Origin of the sequence: Streptococcus suis, assembly GCF_046032535.1 — a bacterium.
Taxonomy (GTDB): Bacteria; Bacillota; Bacilli; order Lactobacillales; family Streptococcaceae; genus Streptococcus; species Streptococcus suis_AK.
On sequence record NZ_JARQPL010000003.1, the window covers coordinates 58,006 to 78,546 of the forward strand.

The window sequence follows — 20,541 nt, forward strand, 5'->3', positions numbered from 1 at the left end:
AAGTCTTATTATATCATACAAATTCGATTTTTCCGAACGATTCGTATTAAAAAATCCAGCAATAACTGGATTTACATGTATGTCAAAATAATTGTAGGCTACAGTAAGTCTTCAATCAAACTATCTACTTCGTCCTGAGCTTCTTCTTTGGGTGTGATTTCAGTTACGATAATCCCAGCAACAGCTCGTTCCACCAAGCCCTCTACATCCATACGAGCTTCGTATTGCTCGACATTTTTGATTTTAGGGTTCGTTTTTGGACGGTCAGGGGCAAAGATGGTACAGCAATCCTCAAAAGGCTGGATGGAAATATCAAAGGTATCAATTTCTTGAGCAATATCAATGATTTCCAACTTGTCCATGGTAACGACTGGACGGATAACAGGTGTATTGGTCACCGCATTGATAGCCTGCATTGATTCCAAGGTCTGACTGGCCACTTGTCCTAGACTTTCACCATTGATAATAACCATGGCACCACGCTCTTCCCGTACTCGGTCTGTAATCCGCATCATGAAGCGACGTGTCAAGGTCATCAAATAAGCTTCAGGTGCCTTTTCCTTGATTTCTTCCTGAATTTCTGTAAACGGCACTTCGATAAAGGTGATATTACCACCAAAAGCAGTCAATTTACGAGTCAAATCATGGGCTTTTTTAAGTGCACCTGGGCTAGTATAAGGAGGACTTGCAAAGTGCAGGGCTTCGATTTCAACCCCACGTTTCAGTGCTAAATAGCCCGCAACAGGCGAATCAATACCACCTGATAGCATCAGCGTACCCTTGCCAGATGTACCAACTGGAAGACCGCCTGCCCCCTTGATTTCTTCATGGGAAATATAAGCAGCGTCAGGACGAATCTCCACTCGCAAGGTAATATCTGGTGACTTCATTTGCACTTGCACATTTGGAATAGCTGTAAAAACCGCATCTCCAAGGACTTGGTTAAGGTCACGGCTGTCCAATTCAAAACTGTGGTCGCTTCGACGCGCAGCAATCTTGAAAGTCATACCGTCCTTATAAATGTTTTTCATGATGTCTTGCACCGCTTCTTTTAAAGCTGGAACAGACTTTTCAACCTTATAAGATGGTGCGAAATTTTGGATTCCAAAAATCTTCTTCAAAGAAGCTGAAACTTCCTGATAATCTGCCCCATTCAAATAGACATGACCACGGTCACGGTCAAAATAAACGGTCACTTCTGGGTAAACAGAAAGGACATGCTTGATATTATTGCGGAGTTTGTTAACAAACCGCATCTTGTTTTTCCCTTTAGTTGACAATTCGCCATAGCGAATCATAATTTCTGAATAGTTCATTCTACCTTACTTTCTGTGTGTTGTGATAAATTTGTTTGAAAATCGTGAGGAATTGTTCGATTTGCCCCATATCGTTGTCATCATCCAAGCTGATACGGACGGCAGTTTGAGCCAACTTCTGCGGAACACCCATAGCAATCAGTGTTCCAGCTGGTTTTCCAGCCTTGGATGAGCAGGCTGAGGTGGTCGAAATGTAAATCTGGTGGTCTTCAAAGGCATGGACAATGACCTCGCCACGAATATTCTTAATCCCAAACGTCACAATGCTTGGCACAAAGTCCTCTAGCCCAGAAAAGACCGTCACATCAGCATATTTGCCCAATTCATCCACCAGGATCTGCTTCATGGCTACCAGTCGCTTCTGGCTATCTGCCGCCTTATCCAAGGTCAAGCGGAGCGCCTTAGCCGTTGCTGCAATACCAGCCACATTTTCAGTAGTTGAGCGTTTGTCGCTTTCCTGTCCTCCTCCTGTCAATAGCGGAGCGATTTTCTTACCAGCTTTGACATAGACGAAACCTACTCCTCTAACAGAGTGGAATTTGTGACCTGAAAAACTGGCAAAATCAACTCGTTCTGTCAAATATCCATCCGTTGGCACCTTGCCGATAGCCTGCACAGCATCCACATGGAAGGAAATGGTTGGCTTATCAGCTAACAGTTGAGATATTTCCTGAATGGGCTGAATGGCACCAATTTCATTGTTGACGGCCATGATAGAAACCAATGTGGTATCTGGACGAATCAAGCTTTCTAAGGCTGCAACATCCACAAAACCTTGGGCATTGACAGGAGCCAAATCAACCTCAAAACCTTGCATTTTGAGCCAAAGTGCAGACTCTTTTACCGCTGGATGCTCAATAGCTGAGACGATGATGTGCTTGCCCAGATGAGCCTTTTCAAATGCCACTCCCTTGATGACCCAGTTGTCCCCCTCTGTGCCACCTGATGTGAAAAAGATCTCCTTGCTGTCCTTACCTAGCAATTCTGCAATTTGCTTGCGAGATGCTTCTAAGATACGGGTTGCCTGACTGCCTAGGTTGTGGAGGCTAGAGGGATTTCCCCAGATTTTTGTCGCCACTTCCGTATAGGTCTTGAGAACTTCTGGATAGACCTGTGTCGTGGCTGCATTGTCAAAATAAATCATTTTTTCATTCCTTTGCTTGCAATAGTCCTATTTTATCACGTTTCACATCTTGTTTCCACTCTTTAAGATAGTTTTAAACTTGGTTTTTTAAGATGGAGTTGGAGGATACGACATGAAATCATCAAACAGAAACGAACACCAATCTACCTTATCCAGACTACAAGAATTGTTGACCTTAATCGGCTCTATATTAGGGATTATTGCTGCTTGTATTACCATTTATACCTTCACTGCAAAATCAACTGTTGCCAACACTAGTCCTAGTAGCTCGGTAAGCTCATCCAGTTTTACCAGCACTAGCCAATCTTCAGCAATTAGCCCAACCATTCACATACAAGTACCAACAAGTTCCAGTACTGAAACGACAGCTTCTAGCCAAAACGAAACTAGCTCTACAGTAGATTACAGCAGTTCGTCAATAACTGCAGAAACGTCTTCCAGTCAGGAAAGCCAGACAAGTACAACAGAAACAGGTAGCAGCAATACGGAGGTAACCAGCGGAGCTGCTGAAACGACTTCCAATCAATAATAGAAATACTTGTTCAACCCTATTTGGTCTGATATACTAAATTCAAGAGGTACAAGATGAAGCACTTTATTCTCAGGATACCTATTTTAGTTTGGTTATTACTGTTTTCATTCATTGAAATCTTCCTGCTAGCAACATTGTTACCAGCACCGTTTAACACTAGTTCACTTCTTCCAATAGTTATCTTAGCCAGCTGTGCAGTAAGGGTATCTAATGAAGTCAAAGAGAGATGGACAATACACGCCATTCAAACATCTATGGTGGGCGGTACTTGCTTGGATTATCTTGGGTTTCCTTTTCGGATTGACTGTCCAGGCACCCATTGCAAATCATATTGTCTTTATAGTAAAAGCAATTATAGGTGGAATAGGCTATCGGCTGATTGAAGGCTATACTGTCTATCGTTATCATTATCTACAGACGAAAAAGAAAGGTTGACCCTTTCTTTTTTAGTTTTCTACAGTATTTTTTTCAATTCATCTATATCTTCTTGACTAGTTGACCAGCTAGTCGCAAAGCGAATAACACTGTGGCTGTCGTCATATTTTTCCCCGAAACCATAGGCAATGCCAGCTTCAGTCAATCTAGCTAATTCTTCATTTCTGACGATGACAAACTGCTGATTGGTTGGGGATTTGAGATAGAATGGAAAACCTTTTTCTTGCAAAATCTCCTTGAGCTGCTCTGCCATTGCGATAGCATGATGCCCTAATTCAAGATACAAGTCGTTGGTAAATAGTCGGTCAAACTGAACTCCTGTCAATCTCCCCTTTGCCAACAAGGCGCCATGGTGCTTGACAATCGATACAAATTTCTTCGGTTGATTGTTCTTGGTAAAGACCAAAGCTTCACCCATTAGGGCACCGAGTTTTGTCCCACCGATATAAAAAACATCCGTCAGCTCTGCGATTGTCGGTAAATCCAAATCCGTCTCAGGAGCCGCAAGTCCATAGCCCAAGCGAGCCCCGTCTAAAAAGAGCGGAATATTGTGACTGCGACAGACTTTTGCTAGGCCCTCCAGCTCTGATTTACTATAAAGTGTGCCGTATTCCGTCGGATGTGAAATATAAACCATACCTGGATGAACCATATGAGCATGATTGGCATCTGCGTAAAAGTCTTTAATGTAGCTATCTACGTCATCAGCTGTCATTTTGCCGTCTTTATGTGGCAAGGTCATTACTTTATGTCCCGTGAACTCAATAGCTCCGGCTTCGTGAGTAGAAATATGACCTGTATCTGCTGCAATGACACCCTCATAAGATGCCAACATAGAAGAGATGACAATTTGATTGGTCTGTGTTCCACCTGTCAAAAATGTGATTTGTGCATGAGGACAGTCCGTAGCAAGTCTGATTTTTTCGATAGCAGACTCTGTATAGGAATCCGTGCCATAGCCGGATAATCCCTCTTGATTGCTTGCAACTAAGGCTTCTAGCAAGGCAGGGTGGGCACCTTTGTTATAATCATTTTCAAAATGTAGCATGATTTTCTCCATAAATGATATGAAAAAAGCCTGAATGCACAGGCTTTTTTATTTTAGTCCGTCCTGAGGGAATCGAACCCCCATCTCAAGAACCGGAATCTTACGTGATATCCATTACACTAAGGACGGAAATGAAAAACTTGCACAAGGCAAGTTTTTATTTGAATTACAATTCAATGTCACCGAAAAGGTCAGCCATTGAGAATCCAGATTGAGTTTCTGGCAATTCGTAATCACGTTTTTCTTCACGTTTTTGACGACGTGGACGTGGAGCACGTTTTTCAGCTTTTTCTTCGCCTTCAGCAACTGCTGGACGCTCTTCCAAAGCTTTGATAGAAAGTGATACACGCTCATCAGCTGCGTTTACTTCAAGAACTTTAACTGTAACTTCTTGACCTACTGACAAAGCATCTTTTGGATTTTCAACACGTTTGTGTGAAATTTGTGAGATATGTACCAAACCATCGATACCTGGCAATACTTCAACGAAAGCACCAAAGTCAGTCAAACGTTTCACTTTACCTTCAATCACATCGCCAGCTGCCAATTTTTGCTCAACGCCATCCCATGGACCAGGCTGTGTAGCTTTCAATGACAATGATACGCGACCTTCTACTTCGTCGATTGCAAGAACTTTAACTTCAACTTCTTCACCAACTGTTACAGCTGACTTAGGAGATACGTTACGCTCATGTGACAATTCTGTCAAGTGTACCAAACCATCTACACCACCGAGGTCGATGAAGGCACCGAAGCTAGTGATACGTGCAACTTTACCAGTTACAACTTCACCAACTGCCAATTTACCGAATACTTCAGCACGTGCTGCTGCAGCTTCTGCTTCAACAACTTCACGACGTGACAAGATGAAACGGTTCTCAGCTGGATCAACTTCTTTGATTTTCGCATCAAATTCTTGACCAACGAAACGCTCAGTGTTGCGAGTGAAACGGCTGTCGATCATTGAAGCAGGGATGAAACCACGAAGACCTTCAAATTCAACTGCAAGACCACCTTTAACGGCACGAGTTACTTTAACTGTAACAACTTCTTCTTCACGACCAACAAGCTTGTCCCATGCTTTACGTGCTTCCAAACGTTTTTTAGATACAAGATAAGTAACAGTGTCTGTATCTTTACCAACAACTTGGCGAAGCACAAGCAATTCAAGTGTTTCACCAACTTTAACAAGGTCGTTGATATCAGCATCACGATCGTTTGTCAACTCACGAAGAGTCAATACGCCTTCTACACCAGTACCTGAAATAGCTACGTTAGCTTGAGCAGCATCAACTGTCAATACTTCTGCAGTTACCACATCACCAGGTGTAACTTCACTTACACTGTTCAACAAATCTTCAAATTCGTTCATTATAAAAAAACCTCCGACAATCAGGTCTTTCGACCCAACATAAAATATATTTTATTTAAGGCACACGCAAGGACAACAACAATTAGACATCTTTGACGAACTAGACTATATCTAGTACCTTTACTCGGGTAGCTGGATTCGAACCAACGCATGAGGGAGTCAAAGTCCCTTGCCTTACCGCTTGGCGATACCCCAAAATATTTTTCTAAGATAGTACTCTGAAATGAACTCGGGCTAAAAACGCTGTGTAAAAAAGATAAGTCGCCTAGCAAATCAGGATTTGCTGTCAACTTCCTATTTTTACTGTGCGTTTGATGCCCTTAGTATCTTAGACATGGAAAGAGAGGGATTCGAACCCCCGAACCCGAAGGAGCGGATTTACAGTCCGCCGCGTTTAGCCTCTTCGCTATCTTTCCATAGCACCAACAGTCACTATTCTATCATAAAATAGTGACTATTTCAAGCTTTTTAGTGACTTAAATTATAATTTTCTATAATATTGCCAACTGCTTTTTCTAGTTTTTTATAAAAGCTTTCAGTATTCCCGTTTTTAATCACTGCGAAATGATTATCAGCCAATTCTGCAATTTCACCAATGACTTTTTTACCAATCACAAGACGGTATCCGGGGAATTCTTCTTTGTTTACTAAGACTTTGCTATCTTCAATTTGGATTTCAATTTTTTTATCTTTTTTACTCATTTTCAAACCTCACTTTTACTATTCTACAAAAAAAGAGAAGAGCTTGCAAGTGCAAGCCTTCTGAAATTATTCCACTTCAACAATCCATCCTTCTGGTGCTTCAATATCACCAAACTGGATGCCTGTTAATTCTTCATACAATTTACGCGTGACAGGTCCTACTTCTGTTTCGCTATGGAAAACATGGAGTTTGTCTGCGATTTGGACACCACCGATTGGCGAGATAACAGCTGCCGTTCCGCAGGCACCTGCTTCGACAAACTGGTCTAATTCTTCGACAAGGACTTCACGCTCCACAGCCCTCATCCCCAGACGATGCTCTGCCAAATATAAGAGAGAATACTTGGTAATGGACGGCAAGATTGATGGTGAAATCGGTGTGACAAACTCGTTATCAGCTGTAATCCCAAAAAAGTTTGCAGACCCTACTTCTTCAATCTTGGTGTGGGTAGCTGGGTCCAGGTAAATCACATCTGAGAAGCCCTGCTTTTTAGCATATTGGCCCGGTAAGAGCGACGCCGCGTAGTTACCGCCGACCTTGGCTGCCCCTGTACCATTTGGCGCCGCACGGTCGTACTTGTCTTGGATGAGGAAGTTGGTCGGAGCTAGACCGCCCTTGAAATAGTTGCCAACTGGCATGGCAAAAACAGTGAAAATGTACTCTTCCGCTGGTTTTACACCGATGATGTCGCCAACGCCGATCAGGAGCGGACGGAGATAAAGTGTACCACCAGTTCCATAGGGAGGAACGTAGTCTGCGTTTGCTTTGACCACCTCTTTACAAGCCTTGATGAAAAGGTCCGTCGGAACAGGCTCCATGAGCAAGCGGTCGGCCGTTCGTTGCAGTCGCTCAGCGTTTTGGTCTGGACGAAAGAGCTGGAGTTTTCCCTCCTTGGTGCGATAGGCTTTAAGGCCCTCGAAGGCCTGCTGGCCATAGTGAAGGGCTGGTGAGCTTTCTGAAATATGAAGTTCCGCATCTTCGGTCAACTGCCCTTCAGACCACTGACCATCTTTGAAATGAGCGATAAAACGGTAAGGTAGTTTCATATAGGCAAAACCAAGGTTTTCCCAGTCGATTGTTACTGTCATAGGTGTTCTCCAAATTCATTTTTTATTATTTTACTACTTTTGAAAGTGATTTTCAATTAAAAATTCAGAAAATTTTGTGAATATAAGAAAAACCCGCCGGAGCGAGTTCACTTTACTATTTAATCCAAACCCTAAACACTTCTTCATCAGAAATGGTATCTGAAATGAAGCTACCGTTGCTGGTGCGTTCAGACAGGCTGAGCTGGGTCACATCAACCTCATAGAGTTTGCCCGTTTTAGACTGCACATGAAGCACTTGACTGGTCGTTTCATCTTCATTTGCCGTGCTAAAGAGGTCAAAATCACCCTGGTCCGTCAAGACTGGACCCGCCGCAAAGACACGGTGAGGCTTAGCCTTGAGTTCACGAATCACCTGCAAACCACGCTTGGCACGGCTAGTCACGGGGATTTCCTCCGTCGCCATCCGCTTCAAACTACCACGCTGGGTCAGGAGATAGACGGAGCTGGTATTGCTGATAAAGGCCGCAGCCACCACATCCCCATCCTTGAGGTTGACCGCCTTGACACCGGCCGCCTTGGCACCGATGATTGGCACTTCTTCGATGTTAAATCGCAGAGCGTAGCCCTTTTCTGTGATGAGCATGATGTCATCCAAGACTACAGGCGATACAGTAACGACCACATCATCCGAATCTTTGAGTTTGGCATACTTGGTTGACTTAGACTTGTAAGTCCGCCATGGAGTAAACTCCTTCCGCTCCACACGTTTGATTTGACCATATTTAGTCACCGCGAAATAAGTTCCCTCTTCAAAATTCTCAACCAGTTCAGCGAAGATAATCTCTTCATTGGTATCAAAGTTCATCAGGGTCTGGCTCAGGTGTTCACCGATGTCTTTCCAACGAATATCTGTCAGTTCATGGACAGGTCGGTAGATGACATTTCCAAGATTGGTAAAGAGCAAGAGGTTCTGGGTTGTCTTGGCATTCTGCAAGAAAATCAGCTGGTCATCCTCTCGTTTGCCCATTTCTTCAAGGGTTGAGGCGTTGAAGGAACGCGGACTTGTTCGTTTGATGTAGCCTGCCTTGGTCACGCTGACAAAGGTTTCTTCTTCGACAATCAAGCTGGCAGTATCAATTTCAATCGCTTCTGCCTGATCTTGCAATTCGCTCAAACGAGGATTGCCAAACTGCTTCTTAACCTCACGCAGTTCTTTCTTCATCAGATTGAACATGGTCCGCTCATCGCCGATAATGGCTGCCAAGGTCTGAATCTGCTCGCGTAGGGCTGCCTCTTCATTTTCCAAGGTCACAATGTCGGTATTGGTCAAGCGGTAAAGTTGCAAGGTTACAATTGCTTCTGCCTGTTCCTCGCTGAAATCATAGCTGACTTTCAAGTTTTCCTTGGCATCCGCCTTGTTTTCAGAAGCACGGATAAGGGCAATAACGTCATCCAAAATGGAAATAACGCGAATCAATCCTTCTACGATATGGAGGCGTTTTTCAGCCTTTTCCTTGTCAAACTTAGAACGGGCAATGATAATCTCACGGCGGTGGGCGATGTAGCTGGACAGAATCTTCTGCAAGCCGACCTGACGTGGTGTGAAATTGTCAATCGCCACCATGTTGAAGTTGTAATTGATTTGCAGGTCGGTGTATTTGTAGAGGTAGTTGAGAATGGTTTGCTCGTCGCTGTCTTTTTTCAGCTCAATGGCAATTCGCAGACCTGTACGGTCTGACTCATCACGCACCTCAGCAATACCAGGCACCTTGTTGTTGACACGGACATCATCAATCTTCTTGACCAAAACAGCCTTGTTGACTTCATATGGAATCTCAGTAATAACAATCTGCTTCTTGCCTGCCTTGAGCTGCTCGATGTCACAACGGCTACGGACAACGACACGACCCTTACCAGTTTCATAGGCTTTCTTGATTTCGTCAGCCCCTTGGATAATGGCACCTGTTGGGAAGTCTGGTCCAGGCAAGAACTCCATCAACTTTTCTAACTTAGCAGTCGGATGATCAATCATGTAAACAACGGCATCGATGACCTCCGCCAGATTATGCGGCGGGATGTCAGTCGCGTACCCTGCTGAAATTCCTGTCGCTCCATTGACCAAGAGATTAGGGAAGGCAGCTGGTAGCACAGTGGGTTCTTTTTCCGTATCATCAAAGTTCCAGGCAAATGGTACTGTCTTTTTCTCGATGTCGGCCAGCAAATAACCTGCCATTTCCGACAGGCGAGCCTCGGTGTAACGCATGGCCGCAGGCGGATCGCCGTCCATGGAACCGTTGTTTCCGTGCATCTCCACCAAAATCTCGCGGTTTTTCCAGTCCTGACTCATGCGGACCATGGCATCATAAATAGAGGAATCACCGTGTGGGTGGAAATTCCCCATGATATTCCCGACTGACTTGGCGGACTTGCGGTAGCCCTTGTCAAACGTGTTGCCGTCCTTATTCATGGAATAAAGAATCCGACGTTGCACGGGCTTTAGACCGTCACGAATGTCCGGCAAAGCCCGCTCCTGAATAATATATTTGGAGTAGCGACCAAAACGCTCTCCCATGATGTCCTCAAGGGACATGTTTTGAATGTTTGACATAAATTAAGATACAAAGCCCGTAAAAGACAAAGTCAAAATAGGAAATCGGCAGAAAATCCTGATTTTCCAGACGATTTATCTTTTTGACACAGTCTTTAGGGCGTGTTCAGTTGTTTCTAGCAACCGAACATTCCTTTCTTTGTTTCTTGTCGAAAAAATTTTTTTACTTTTTTTGATAATCGCCTTAGGTAGTGGGGACGGAAGAGACCTCCTGCGGAGTTCCATTCCTAAGTTAGAAGCCAAAGTCTTCCAACTTCCCTGAAGCTAATAACAAGGTTATTAGCTTCTTTCACTACGGCGGCGATTATCCATTTTGGGCTCGCTCACGCTCGCCTGCATACCGTAGTAAAATGTTAATGCTGAGCCATAATTTTTATAACTTCTCTAAAAGAGGCGAGAAATCACTAGCAAAATTATCCTCATTTATAAACTGAAATTCTTTATAAATATCATTCAACACCTCTAGTATGTCATTCAAATAATCAATATCGTATTTAGTATCCGTATTAAACATAATATCAATTTCACGTACCAGGGTATCCAAATTAGATTTTTTGCTTAGATATAGACACTCAAATCCTTGATAATTATCAATTTTTCTAAATTTTGCTAATTGTTCTGATAAAAGGCTTATTTTATTTATGTATCCTCGTCCTTCAAATTCTTCATATTGCAATTTGAGATATTCTATAAATTTTAATGCACTCAAAAAATCAATATCATCTGTATGATTATTTGCATGTGCGAACTCATGTCTGGCATTCAATAGCTCAATGTAAGCATTCTTATAATTTTCACAGCTAGCAGGTAGAAATAGTTTAAATTCCGAGGAGTAGACTTTTATTTCTTTTTTTATTCTGTCAAGTGTTGGAGTAATCGGAAAATTTTCTATCGGCATCTGCTTTAAAATAAATTTATCCTTTGCAGTCTTTCGCTCTTCTTCAAATTCAATTTCTAAAATTGAATAGATAGAATATTTAAGTAACTGTTCAGACAAAGAATAGATTGCGACAACCAAAGAACTCTCCAAAGTCTTAGTTAGGTTTTGTGAAATCTGAATGAGCGGATTACCTGCCAGCTGTTTTAATTGGTTATAACCGCTTAACATTTCTTCAATTTGATTAACCCTATTTTGATAAGAAAATACATTATTCACCATATCTCACAACCTCTTTTGTCGCTTGAATTTTCTTGTCTGTCCATTCGACTAGATCTTTAATCACTAGTTTTTCAATAACTTTGATGAAGTCGGACATGAAGGTATAATCAGGTTGATTGTTTTGGGTAGGAATTTGAAATTCCATATCGTATGTTTGTGATGCCCTAAGTTTATGTCCAAAATCATACTTACCAAGCAACTGTTTCTCAATAATTGTTTTCAAAAACAATAAAGATTTCGGCTGAGTATTTTCTGTGTTCCAAAATACGCCAGTATCGTCACCAGCTCCAAATTCATACCCACGATAAAATGTATTTCCAAAAATATCAATTGTAATTGAATGTTTTGGAAACTTTCTTACATCATTGCCAATCTTACCAACTATGCCTGTATTGGTTGTCCCAGCCATAACAAATGGTAAATCACCTCGAATTTGATCCTCTTTCTTTAAGCGTCGCCCTTGATGGATTGACGGAAAAAGTTCTCTCATTAAAACTGGAGATAGCGACAATATACCCAAATACTCTACTCTACTCTACTCTCAGTATCGGAGAGTTTAGCAAATCTGTCAAGTATTTTCTCATCATTTTTTGTAAGATGATAATCTTTAAGTCCAGTTACTGTTAGGTAAGCCTCGAGCGTCTCGATGCGTTCAGCCTCGAGCGTCTTTATGTAGTTTTCCATATATGAAAAAGCTATCTGATTATTTAAGAATGGTAATTTGATTTTTTCCTTTCTTAACTTTGTAGAACTCATCGGATTACCATAATTAAATCGTTCACGAATTTTTTTGAACAAGTTTGCCGTAAATAAATATTGAAATTTTTGAGCATTTTTATCTTTATATTTGACAACACGAACATTATCCGAAAAGAAAGCCCTGTAAGGATGATAAAAAACAGCAGTATCTTTACCGTTATAAGCAATACTCAGACAATTTTCATACATAGCAGAAGAATCATGGATTTCGATATATTCCTGAATACCATTATTAACCGAAGATGACGATATATAAGGAACATTTCCTGAAACAATTTCATTTTTTGTTAATCTTTTTCCGTTAAAAATATCAAAAAATTCATCAATTTCTTTCTCCCGCCACTCTCCCCCTGCCTCTTCAAACTCTTTGTCTAGTTTGGCTAGGCGAGGGCTTAGGGCTTTTTTGTGACGTCTTCTCCTTTTTGTTGGAGGAGTTGGGTCACTTCCCAAGAAAGATAGTCGGCAACGGTCTTTTTGAAATCCTCTAAGGTTGGTTTGGTATCAATGACTTGGTGTTGCTCAAAATTCCAATCATTACCATTTAGACTGATAAAGTCCTCGATATAGACAGCGTCCAAATCCCAATCTGCTTCTACTTTAGCTCGACTGCCTGCCTTGTATATCTTGATGATATCCTGATAGCGTTGAACAGGGCTATCCACTTCTGAAATACCACGTTTGGCGCGCTTGTAGCCATCATTTCTGAAGTCAATGAATTTGACAGGGCGTTCTACATCGTGAGGGGTCTTAGCTTCAAAAATATAAATAGAGGTTTGCACTCCTGCCATTGGCACGAAAAGGTCAACCGGCATCTTGATTGAGGCAAGCATGGTATGCTTTTTAAGAATAGATTGAGCTGTCTTGGTAGCTTTACCAGAACCTGCTGAATCTTGGATGATAATCGCACCTAAGCCTCCTTTTTCCATCTTATCAAGACCATGTTCTAAGAAAGGCAGTCCATTTTCATCATAAGAAAAAGGTGGGTTCAACAACAGACGGTCAGCCTTGAAGTTTTCAAAGAGACTTTCTGGGCGGTTAAAGGCTGAACCTTTCTCAATACGACTTGAACCATCACCACGTAAAATCATGTTGGTCGCCGCCAAAGTAAACATCTCTGCGTTTAGCTCAACGCCGAGAAGATTGTTTTTCTTGAGTGCATCAATAGCTTCATTTGCGGCCGTGGTCGCCTTACCAAAGATAGCATTAGCATCATCTATCATCAATTCCATTGCAGAAATCAAGAAACCTGCAGAACCTGTCGCCAAGTCCATGACTTTGTTATCTTTTTTAATCGCTAAAATCTGTGACATCATCTTGGTCACATAAGGCGGCGTTAAGACAATGCCAATTTCCTTACCATCTCCAAGGGCATACTTGAGAAACTCAGAATACATTTCCCCCATAATGTCAATATGGCCACCTAAACCGTCAATAGCTTTGAAAATGTATTCATAGATAAAGGTGAAAATTTGTTTGGTCACACTTGCCTGACCATCAATCAACTTGGCAACTTCTTTATCAAGGTCTGTCTTTTCGTCACGCTGAGCATCTTTTGAAATTTCCTTGAAAGAAGAAATCATCAAGTCACGCTTGGTTTTCTCAATCCCTCTGTTTTCTAGAAAATTTGAAATATGCGTTACAATCAATTCGCCATCATGCTTGTCTTTGACTTGTTTCCCTAATAAATTATCAGGAATTAGACCGTCATCTAACTTAATTTTGTCACCATTAGGAGTAAGCATTTCAATATCTTGCATGGCCAAAAGCATACCAGATACATAGAGAACTCTCTGTGGAGCAGTGATATTATGATTGTGCATCAGGCGATTGAGTTTCTTGGCATAACTTTGCAAGACTGCTTGACTATCAATTAAAATCTGATGTTTTTCTTCTTCTGTCAGAACAGCGTTCTTGTAAAACGTTTCAAAACTCTTCTCATTTTCAAGAAAATCAAGAGTTTGAACGGTTGTTAATTCTTTATAGGCATTCAGAGCAGAACCGAAGACATAGTAAACTTTGAGAGAAACATTTTCTTCGTTGTCACCAGCCACACCAATCGCAAAGACCTCGCTGTATTTACCAGAAGCAATCATATTTCTAGCGTAATACAGAGCACCATTCACTGCATAAGCAGAAACTGAACTATCATCTTGTTTAATACCGTCTTTATTTTCAGCAAGTAATTTTTTTGCTGAGAATTTATTTTCAAAGATAACAGGACGACTATATTTTTCTACATGAAAGTCTGGTTTACCAAAATTAGCTTTAGACTCCGTTTTCGCAGACCCCCTCAGAGCCTCTTTCATATAGGAGCTCATACCTGATTCTTCATTGTAGTCTTGCAACTTTCGTAATCCAATACGGTCTAACTGACCTTTTACCCAGTCATTAACATCTGACTCTAATTTCCACTCCATTTTTTACCCCACAAACTTCCTCTTATACTTGATATGACTGGCAATATTGCCTTCTACATCCTTCTCATCCCACAGTTGTAATTCCCATGGGTAGTAGAAATTGCTCTTATTTTTGAAATAGATATGAATACCGACATAGCCGTCTTTATCACGCAGATACCAATTTTTCAGACCATATTGTTCCTGCCAGTCATCCAGACGCTCCATGACCTCCGCAATTTCCTCAGAATTCAAAATCATACGAGCACCGAAAATATCATTGAGAATGGAATTAACAGGATAGCCCTCACTTCTCTCTTTAAAACGCTCAATCTTATCCAAAATCGATTCCGATGTTTTGACACGATAAAAATAGGCAATATCCTTGACATCGGCACGCATCAAGTAATCGTTAATGGACTCGTGTAAGTTGAGCCGATAAGTCAGAATAGGCTGGGTAGGCACCTTGGCAAAAGTATGCTTGAGATTGACCTTTTCAACCTTACCTGTTTCAAAATAGTCTTTGAAAAACTCCCTATCCATTCTATTGATTTCAGCAATAAATCGTTCAACTTTTTCTAACAATTTCTGCTCCTTTTGACAATAGCAGAGCTACTCCTCTAGCTTGGTCTGACTTGCTTGCCAGTTCCTATATTCATCTACATCAGATTTGACTAATTTGAGGCAGGCATTAAGCACAAAGGCATCGTCAAGTAGACCTGCTCCAAGGATGAAATCTGGTAAGGCATCAATAGGACTGAAAAAATAAATCAAAGCACCTATAATTGCGAGGATTGTCCCTTTGGGTAACTTGCTGTAATCTCTACGGATATAGCTTCGCACCATGGAAATCAAGCCTGGAATAGCCGCAAACTTATCTCCACCAAAAGGCATACGAGACAGTTTCCGTTCCGTGCTATGTAAAAAATGTTCTAATTTTCCTTGCTCAGATAGCAAGTTTTCTGCATGTTGCCGAGTTTTGGAAGATTGCCAAATCTTCAATGCTTGGTCAAATTTCTCTTCCAACTCCTGTTTATTTTTAAATGGCTTGTACTTTCGAGCCCATTCAGACAACCGTTTTTGAAAACGGTCAGTTAATTTTACTCTTAGTGGCATAAAAACACCTCACATAGTTTGTCTGTGCTAAATTTACAAATCCTCTGTCCGATAGAGGTTGTAACCCTCATAGTAATAAGAATGGTCGATGCCTTTGAAATATGTTGCTTGATCAAGATTCTCTGTTAATGCCTTCAACAATAAATATTTAAGTTCTCCTGTTGATACATGACTTCTAATCATGGCATTGAAATAGTCATCTTTATCAATACTATTCCAATCAACCACCTTGCCCAAACTATCCCGTAGCATACAATCCAACCAGATACGCATACTACGACCATTTCCCTCACGGAAAGGGTGAGCAATGTTCATATCCGCATATTTTTCAACAATTTCATCAAAAGTTTCGTGAGGTAGCTTGTCGATATAGGTTAAAGACTGCTCAAGAAAGATTCGAGGAGCAAATTGAAAATTATCTTTGGCAATGTTGACATCACGAATTTTCCCTGCAAAGTCGTAAATATCCTCAAATAAAGCCTGATGAATGTGTGCCAAACCTGCAAAAGTCCCAACTTCTATCTGGAATAACTGACCAGTTTCAAATAGTTGAGCTGCTTTTTTCTTGCTGATTTGTTCTTCCAGACGAGCTAATTCAGCCGAATTTTCAATCCCCAATTTATTTTCCAAAACCATATGGCACCTCAACTTCCCTGAGATTATTTGGTAAAAGCTGTCGCTTCCTCCAAGGTAAACTTGACATTGTCCTCAATCCACTTGCGGCGTGGCTCGACCTTGTCGCCCATGAGGACGGATACACGGCGTTCAGCACGGGCTAGGTCTTCAATCGTCACACGGATAAGGGTACGGGTTTCAGGGTTCATGGTTGTTTCCCAGAGCTGATCGGCATTCATCTCACCAAGACCCTTGTAGCGTTGGAGGATAAAGCCCTTGCCAAAATCCTTGCGGAGATCTTCTAATTCCCCGTCAGACCAAGCATAAGCAATCTTTTCTGTCTTGCCCTTGCCTTTTGACATCTTATAAAGTGGCGGAAGGGCAATGTAAACCCGTCCTGCTTCTACCAATGGTCGCATATAACGATAGAAGAAAGTCAGCAAGAGGGTCTGAATGTGAGCACCGTCCGTATCCGCATCGGTCATGATAATAATCTTGTCATAGTTGACATCTTCGATAGTAAAATCTGACCCAACACCTGCACCAATGGTGTAAATCATGGTGTTGATTTCTTCGTTTTTAAGGATGTCCGCCATTTTAGCCTTGGCAGTGTTGATAACCTTGCCTCGCAAAGGTAGAATGGCTTGGAACTTGCGGTCACGGCCCTGTTTGGCAGAGCCTCCGGCTGAATCTCCCTCGACCAGATAGAGTTCGTTTTTGGCTGGATTTTTGGACTGGGCTGGGGTTAGCTTACCTGACAGAAGCCCCTTGTCCTTCTTGTTTTTCTTACCGTTTCGGGATTCGTCACGGGCCTTACGAGCGGCCTCGCGGGCGTCACGCGCCTTAATGGCTTTACGAACTAGATTTGAAGCTAATTCCCCATTTTCCAAAAGGAAGAAGGTCAGCTTGTCCGATACAATGCCGTCCACCACAGGACGTGCCAAGGGGCTTCCCAGCTTGTCCTTGGTCTGCCCTTCAAACTGCAAATGCTCTTCTGGCACAAGGATAGAAAGAACCGCAGACAGACCTTCACGGTAGTCAGAGCCTTCCAAATTCTTGTCCTTTTCCTTGAGCAAGTTGGTCTTACGAGCATAGTCGTTCATGGCCTTAGTAATGGCTAGTTTGAGCCCTGTTTCGTGGGTACCGCCGTCCTTGGTTCGAACGTTGTTAACGAAGGAGAGGATATTGTCTGAATAACCGTCGTTGTACTGCATGGCCACTTGGACTTGGAATCCTGCATCTTCTCCTTCAAAATAGAGGACTGGTGTCAGAGTTTCCTTGTCTTCGTTGAGGTAGGATACAAAGTCCTGGACACCATTTTCATAGTGATACTCTTCCTGCTCACCCGTCCGCTCATCTGTCAAGGTCATGGTGACTTGTTTGAGCAAGAAGGCTGATTCTTTCAGGCGTTCGGCAATGGTGTTGAACTTGAAATCAGTCGTTGAGAAGATGGTATCGTCAGGCATAAAGGTTACTTTAGTACCTGTTTTTGATTTTGGAGCGGTACCAATCTTCTCTAAAGTCGTAACTGGCTTTCCGCCCTGCTCAAACCGTTGCTTGTAAACAGCACCGTCACGGGTAATCTCAACTTCCAACCAGCTGGACAGGGCATTGACCACCGAAGAACCAACCCCGTGGAGACCTCCTGATGTCTTGTATCCCCCTTGACCGAACTTACCACCTGCGTGGAGAACAGTGAAGATGACTTCAACCGTTGGCTTGCCTGTAGCGTGCATACCGACAGGCATCCCACGTCCACGGTCAGACACAGAGAGACTGCCGTCCTTGTTAATAGTCACATCAATCCGGTCACCGAAACCAGACAGGGCTTCATCGACAGCGTTATCGACAATCTCCCAGACCATGTGGTGCAAGCCATTTCCATCTGTGGATCCGATGTACATACCAGGGCGTTTGCGAACGGCATCTAGCCCTTCCAATACCTGAATGGCATCATCATTGTAATTATTTATATCAATCTCTTTCTTAGCCAAAATTGACCTCCATACTTATCATCCTTTCTATATTACAAGTTTTTCAGCATTTTTGCAAAATATTTCTGCTACCTATCGGCTGAGACAGCTCATAAAATAAGATTTTGGACTAAATTAGATGAAAATATGCTATAATGAAAACATGTTAGTCAATCTTATTTTACTATTTATTGCATATTTATTGGGATCTATCCCGTCAGGACTTTGGATAGGTCAAACTTTTTTCAATATCAACATTCGTGAACATGGTTCGGGAAATACTGGAACAACCAACACATTCCGTATTTTAGGTCCAAAGGCTGGTACGATTGTATTTGTAATTGATTTTCTCAAGGGAACGTTGGCAGCCTTGCTTCCGCTGATCTTTCATGCCCAAGGAATTTCTCCGATTGTATTTGGGTTAATGGCTGTACTGGGACACACTTTCCCTATCTTTGCCCAATTCAAAGGTGGGAAGGCTGTTGCCACATCTGCTGGTATGCTTCTGGGTGTCGCACCTGCTTTCTGCCTCTATCTAGTCATAATTTTTGTGACTTCTCTTTACCTCACTTCGATGGTTTCCTTCTCCAGCGTATTGGCTGCTGCTTTAGCAATCTTAGGAGCTCTGCTATTTCCAGTAATAGGAATCATCCTACCAAGCTACGACTGGCTCTTCACAGTGATTATCGTCTTTTTGGGGCTATTTGTCATCGTTCGGCACAAGGAAAATATCCATCGAATTTTGAAAAAAGAAGAAAATCTTGTCCCTTTCGGACTTAATCTAACCAAACAGAAAAAGCGAGTTTAACCACTCGCTTTTAATTGGCTCTATAATTTCTGTAGTGGGTAAAACCACTATGGAGATTATGGAGCCTTTTTGAGTGTAGAAAAAAAGTCCCATATGACCTATAATGAAAAGCAACCAAACAACTCATTAGAAAGGGTTCATATGGAACAGCTTTATCATACCACAGAACTAATCGGAATCAAAGATAAAAACATTAAAATTCTATTCGTTTTGAAACATCAAACCCATCTAGAGATCAGGGCAAAGCTAGATTACGACAGTCCTAGCTGTCCTCATTGCCAAGAAAAATGTATCAAGTACGATTTTCAAATGCCCTCAAAAATTCCAATTTTGGATTGTCAGGGTTTTCCAACCCTCCTACTGCTTAAGAAACGGCGGTTTCAGTGCAAATCTTGTCAAAAAGTAACCGTTTCTGAGACACCTCTGGTCAAGAAAAACTGTCAGATTTCTCAACCAATCTGGGAGAAAGTCACTCAACTACTTACAGAAAACATGACCAACTTAGCTATCGCTAGGAGACTACACATTTCCGTTTCCGTCGTACAGAGAAAATTGGCTCAGTTTCAATTTCCTCAAGATTTTACGAAATTACCAAAAGTCTTAAGTTGGGATGAATTTAGTCGAAACAAAGGAAAACTTGCCTTTATTGCCCAGGATTTTGAGACGAGACGCATTGTGACCATTCTAGAGAATAACCGCCAAGCAACCATAAAGAACTATTTCTACAAGTATCCTAGGGTGGTTAGAGAGACTGTCAAGATCGTGACGGTGGACATGTCGGGTAGCTATATTCCCATCATCAAACAGCTATTTCCAAGAGCGAAAATTGTTCTTGATCGATTTCACATTATCCAGCACCTGAGCCGGGCTATGATGTCGACTAGAATTGAAATTATGAAAACCTTTGATACACCTTCCCTACCTTATCGAGCCATGAAAAATCACTGGCGGATTCTTCAAAAGGATAGCCGTAAACTGTCTCAGAACCTCTTTTATTCTCGCACCTTTGGACAAACCTTAACACCGAAAGAGGTTGTTCAGAAAACACTAGAGTTCTCAGACCAACTAAGATTTTATTATGACCTCTACCAGATTCTCCTCTTCCATTTCCAAGAGAAGAACTAGAAATATTTCTTCGAGCTTCTAGAAGACAACCTTAACCTTGTCAATCCTACCTTCAAAACTGTTTTTAAGACCTTTCTAAAGTATAAAACTTATATCACGAACGCCATTGATCTACCCTATTCCAATGCTAAACTGGAAGCTACCAATAAACTCATCAAGGACATCAAGAGACAGGCTTTCGGCTTTAGGAACTTTAAGAACTTTAAAACTAATACTCATTTAAAATCAAAAATAGCCACCTACCACTCAAAGTGGATATGGAGCGTTTCGATTTTGTTATTTTTTTAGAAGAAAACAGCTACTTGAAATCCACAATCCTCAACTCAAACTTATAAATTAAGGTTTCACATGTTATAAGTAGCTTAGACTTGCTATTTTTGATT

Annotated in this window: 18 protein-coding genes, 3 tRNA genes and 1 pseudogene; 4 read left to right on the forward strand and 18 right to left on the reverse strand. The window is 41.8% G+C overall.

Annotated features, from left to right (window positions below):
- Window positions 1-98: 98 nt before the first annotated feature.
- The gene (thiI, locus tag P7J58_RS01925) at window positions 99-1,316 is read right to left on the reverse strand and encodes a tRNA uracil 4-sulfurtransferase ThiI (protein WP_408555512.1); all 1,218 of its coding nucleotides are present in this window, start codon (window positions 1,314-1,316) and stop codon (window positions 99-101) included.
- A 1-nt stretch (window position 1,317) separates the two neighbouring features.
- Window positions 1,318-2,460: a cysteine desulfurase family protein gene (locus P7J58_RS01930; RefSeq protein ID WP_408555513.1), complete on the reverse strand. Its 1,143-nt coding sequence runs from the start codon at window positions 2,458-2,460 to the stop codon at window positions 1,318-1,320.
- A 112-nt stretch (window positions 2,461-2,572) separates the two neighbouring features.
- On the opposite strand from P7J58_RS01930, the gene P7J58_RS01935 reads away from it, so the two are divergent.
- Both P7J58_RS01935 and P7J58_RS01940 read left to right on the forward strand, forming a co-directional pair.
- On the forward strand, window positions 2,573-2,989 hold the full coding sequence (locus tag P7J58_RS01935) for a hypothetical protein (protein WP_408555514.1): 417 nt from the start codon (window positions 2,573-2,575) through the stop codon (window positions 2,987-2,989).
- Between the two features lie 213 nt (window positions 2,990-3,202).
- A complete protein-coding gene (locus P7J58_RS01940; protein WP_408555515.1) occupies window positions 3,203-3,427 on the forward strand; it encodes a hypothetical protein in 225 nt (74 codons plus the stop codon).
- A gap of 19 nt (window positions 3,428-3,446) precedes the next feature.
- Here P7J58_RS01940 and P7J58_RS01945 read toward each other — a convergent pair whose 3' ends face one another.
- From P7J58_RS01945 to parE, 16 genes are all read right to left on the reverse strand, one after another.
- Window positions 3,447-4,475 (reverse strand): threonine aldolase family protein, encoded by a 1,029-nt coding sequence (locus P7J58_RS01945; RefSeq protein WP_408555516.1) that lies wholly within the window; start codon window positions 4,473-4,475, stop codon window positions 3,447-3,449.
- A gap of 57 nt (window positions 4,476-4,532) precedes the next feature.
- Window positions 4,533-4,604 (reverse strand) — tRNA-Arg (locus P7J58_RS01950).
- Between the two features lie 37 nt (window positions 4,605-4,641).
- Window positions 4,642-5,847 (reverse strand): 30S ribosomal protein S1, encoded by a 1,206-nt coding sequence (gene rpsA / locus P7J58_RS01955; protein WP_408555517.1) that lies wholly within the window; start codon window positions 5,845-5,847, stop codon window positions 4,642-4,644.
- 123 nt (window positions 5,848-5,970) lie between these two features.
- Window positions 5,971-6,042: transfer RNA gene (locus tag P7J58_RS01960), tRNA-Gln, on the reverse strand.
- A gap of 140 nt (window positions 6,043-6,182) precedes the next feature.
- Window positions 6,183-6,263 (reverse strand) — tRNA-Tyr (locus P7J58_RS01965).
- A 52-nt stretch (window positions 6,264-6,315) separates the two neighbouring features.
- A complete protein-coding gene (locus tag P7J58_RS01970) occupies window positions 6,316-6,549 on the reverse strand; it encodes a DUF2969 domain-containing protein (protein ID WP_029188447.1) in 234 nt (77 codons plus the stop codon).
- Between the two features lie 66 nt (window positions 6,550-6,615).
- On the reverse strand, window positions 6,616-7,638 hold the full coding sequence (locus P7J58_RS01975) for a branched-chain amino acid aminotransferase (protein WP_408555518.1): 1,023 nt from the start codon (window positions 7,636-7,638) through the stop codon (window positions 6,616-6,618).
- Window positions 7,639-7,753: 115 nt separating this feature from the next.
- Window positions 7,754-10,207 (reverse strand): DNA topoisomerase IV subunit A, encoded by a 2,454-nt coding sequence (parC, locus tag P7J58_RS01980; RefSeq protein ID WP_408555519.1) that lies wholly within the window; start codon window positions 10,205-10,207, stop codon window positions 7,754-7,756.
- Window positions 10,208-10,580: 373 nt separating this feature from the next.
- Window positions 10,581-11,366: a hypothetical protein gene (locus tag P7J58_RS01985; protein ID WP_408555520.1), complete on the reverse strand. Its 786-nt coding sequence runs from the start codon at window positions 11,364-11,366 to the stop codon at window positions 10,581-10,583.
- Window positions 11,356-11,856, reverse strand: coding sequence for a restriction endonuclease subunit S (locus P7J58_RS01990; RefSeq protein WP_408555521.1), 501 nt, complete (start codon window positions 11,854-11,856; stop codon window positions 11,356-11,358). The genes P7J58_RS01985 and P7J58_RS01990 overlap by 11 nt, the downstream gene beginning before the upstream one ends.
- 35 nt (window positions 11,857-11,891) lie before the next feature.
- Window positions 11,892-12,575, reverse strand: coding sequence for a restriction endonuclease subunit S (locus P7J58_RS01995; protein WP_408555522.1), 684 nt, complete (start codon window positions 12,573-12,575; stop codon window positions 11,892-11,894).
- Complete coding sequence (locus P7J58_RS02000; RefSeq protein WP_408555523.1) at window positions 12,518-14,542, reverse strand: class I SAM-dependent DNA methyltransferase; 2,025 nt, start codon at window positions 14,540-14,542, stop codon at window positions 12,518-12,520. Before P7J58_RS02000 ends, P7J58_RS01995 begins: the two co-directional genes overlap by 58 nt.
- A gap of 3 nt (window positions 14,543-14,545) precedes the next feature.
- The gene (locus P7J58_RS02005; protein WP_408555524.1) at window positions 14,546-15,106 is read right to left on the reverse strand and encodes a GTP pyrophosphokinase; all 561 of its coding nucleotides are present in this window, start codon (window positions 15,104-15,106) and stop codon (window positions 14,546-14,548) included.
- A 27-nt stretch (window positions 15,107-15,133) separates the two neighbouring features.
- The gene (locus P7J58_RS02010; RefSeq protein WP_408555525.1) at window positions 15,134-15,637 is read right to left on the reverse strand and encodes a YkvA family protein; all 504 of its coding nucleotides are present in this window, start codon (window positions 15,635-15,637) and stop codon (window positions 15,134-15,136) included.
- 33 nt (window positions 15,638-15,670) lie between these two features.
- Window positions 15,671-16,273: a protein adenylyltransferase Fic gene (fic, locus tag P7J58_RS02015; protein ID WP_408555526.1), complete on the reverse strand. Its 603-nt coding sequence runs from the start codon at window positions 16,271-16,273 to the stop codon at window positions 15,671-15,673.
- Between the two features lie 23 nt (window positions 16,274-16,296).
- Window positions 16,297-18,246, reverse strand: coding sequence for a DNA topoisomerase IV subunit B (parE, locus tag P7J58_RS02020; RefSeq protein ID WP_024376060.1), 1,950 nt, complete (start codon window positions 18,244-18,246; stop codon window positions 16,297-16,299).
- A gap of 142 nt (window positions 18,247-18,388) precedes the next feature.
- Here parE and plsY point away from each other — a divergent pair, with 142 nt between their 5' ends.
- Entirely contained in the window at window positions 18,389-19,033 is a 645-nt protein-coding gene (gene plsY / locus P7J58_RS02025; protein ID WP_408555527.1) for a glycerol-3-phosphate 1-O-acyltransferase PlsY, read from the forward strand.
- A 141-nt stretch (window positions 19,034-19,174) separates the two neighbouring features.
- Window positions 19,175-20,446, forward strand: a pseudogene (locus P7J58_RS02030) (ISL3 family transposase).
- Window positions 20,447-20,541: the final 95 nt, after the last annotated feature.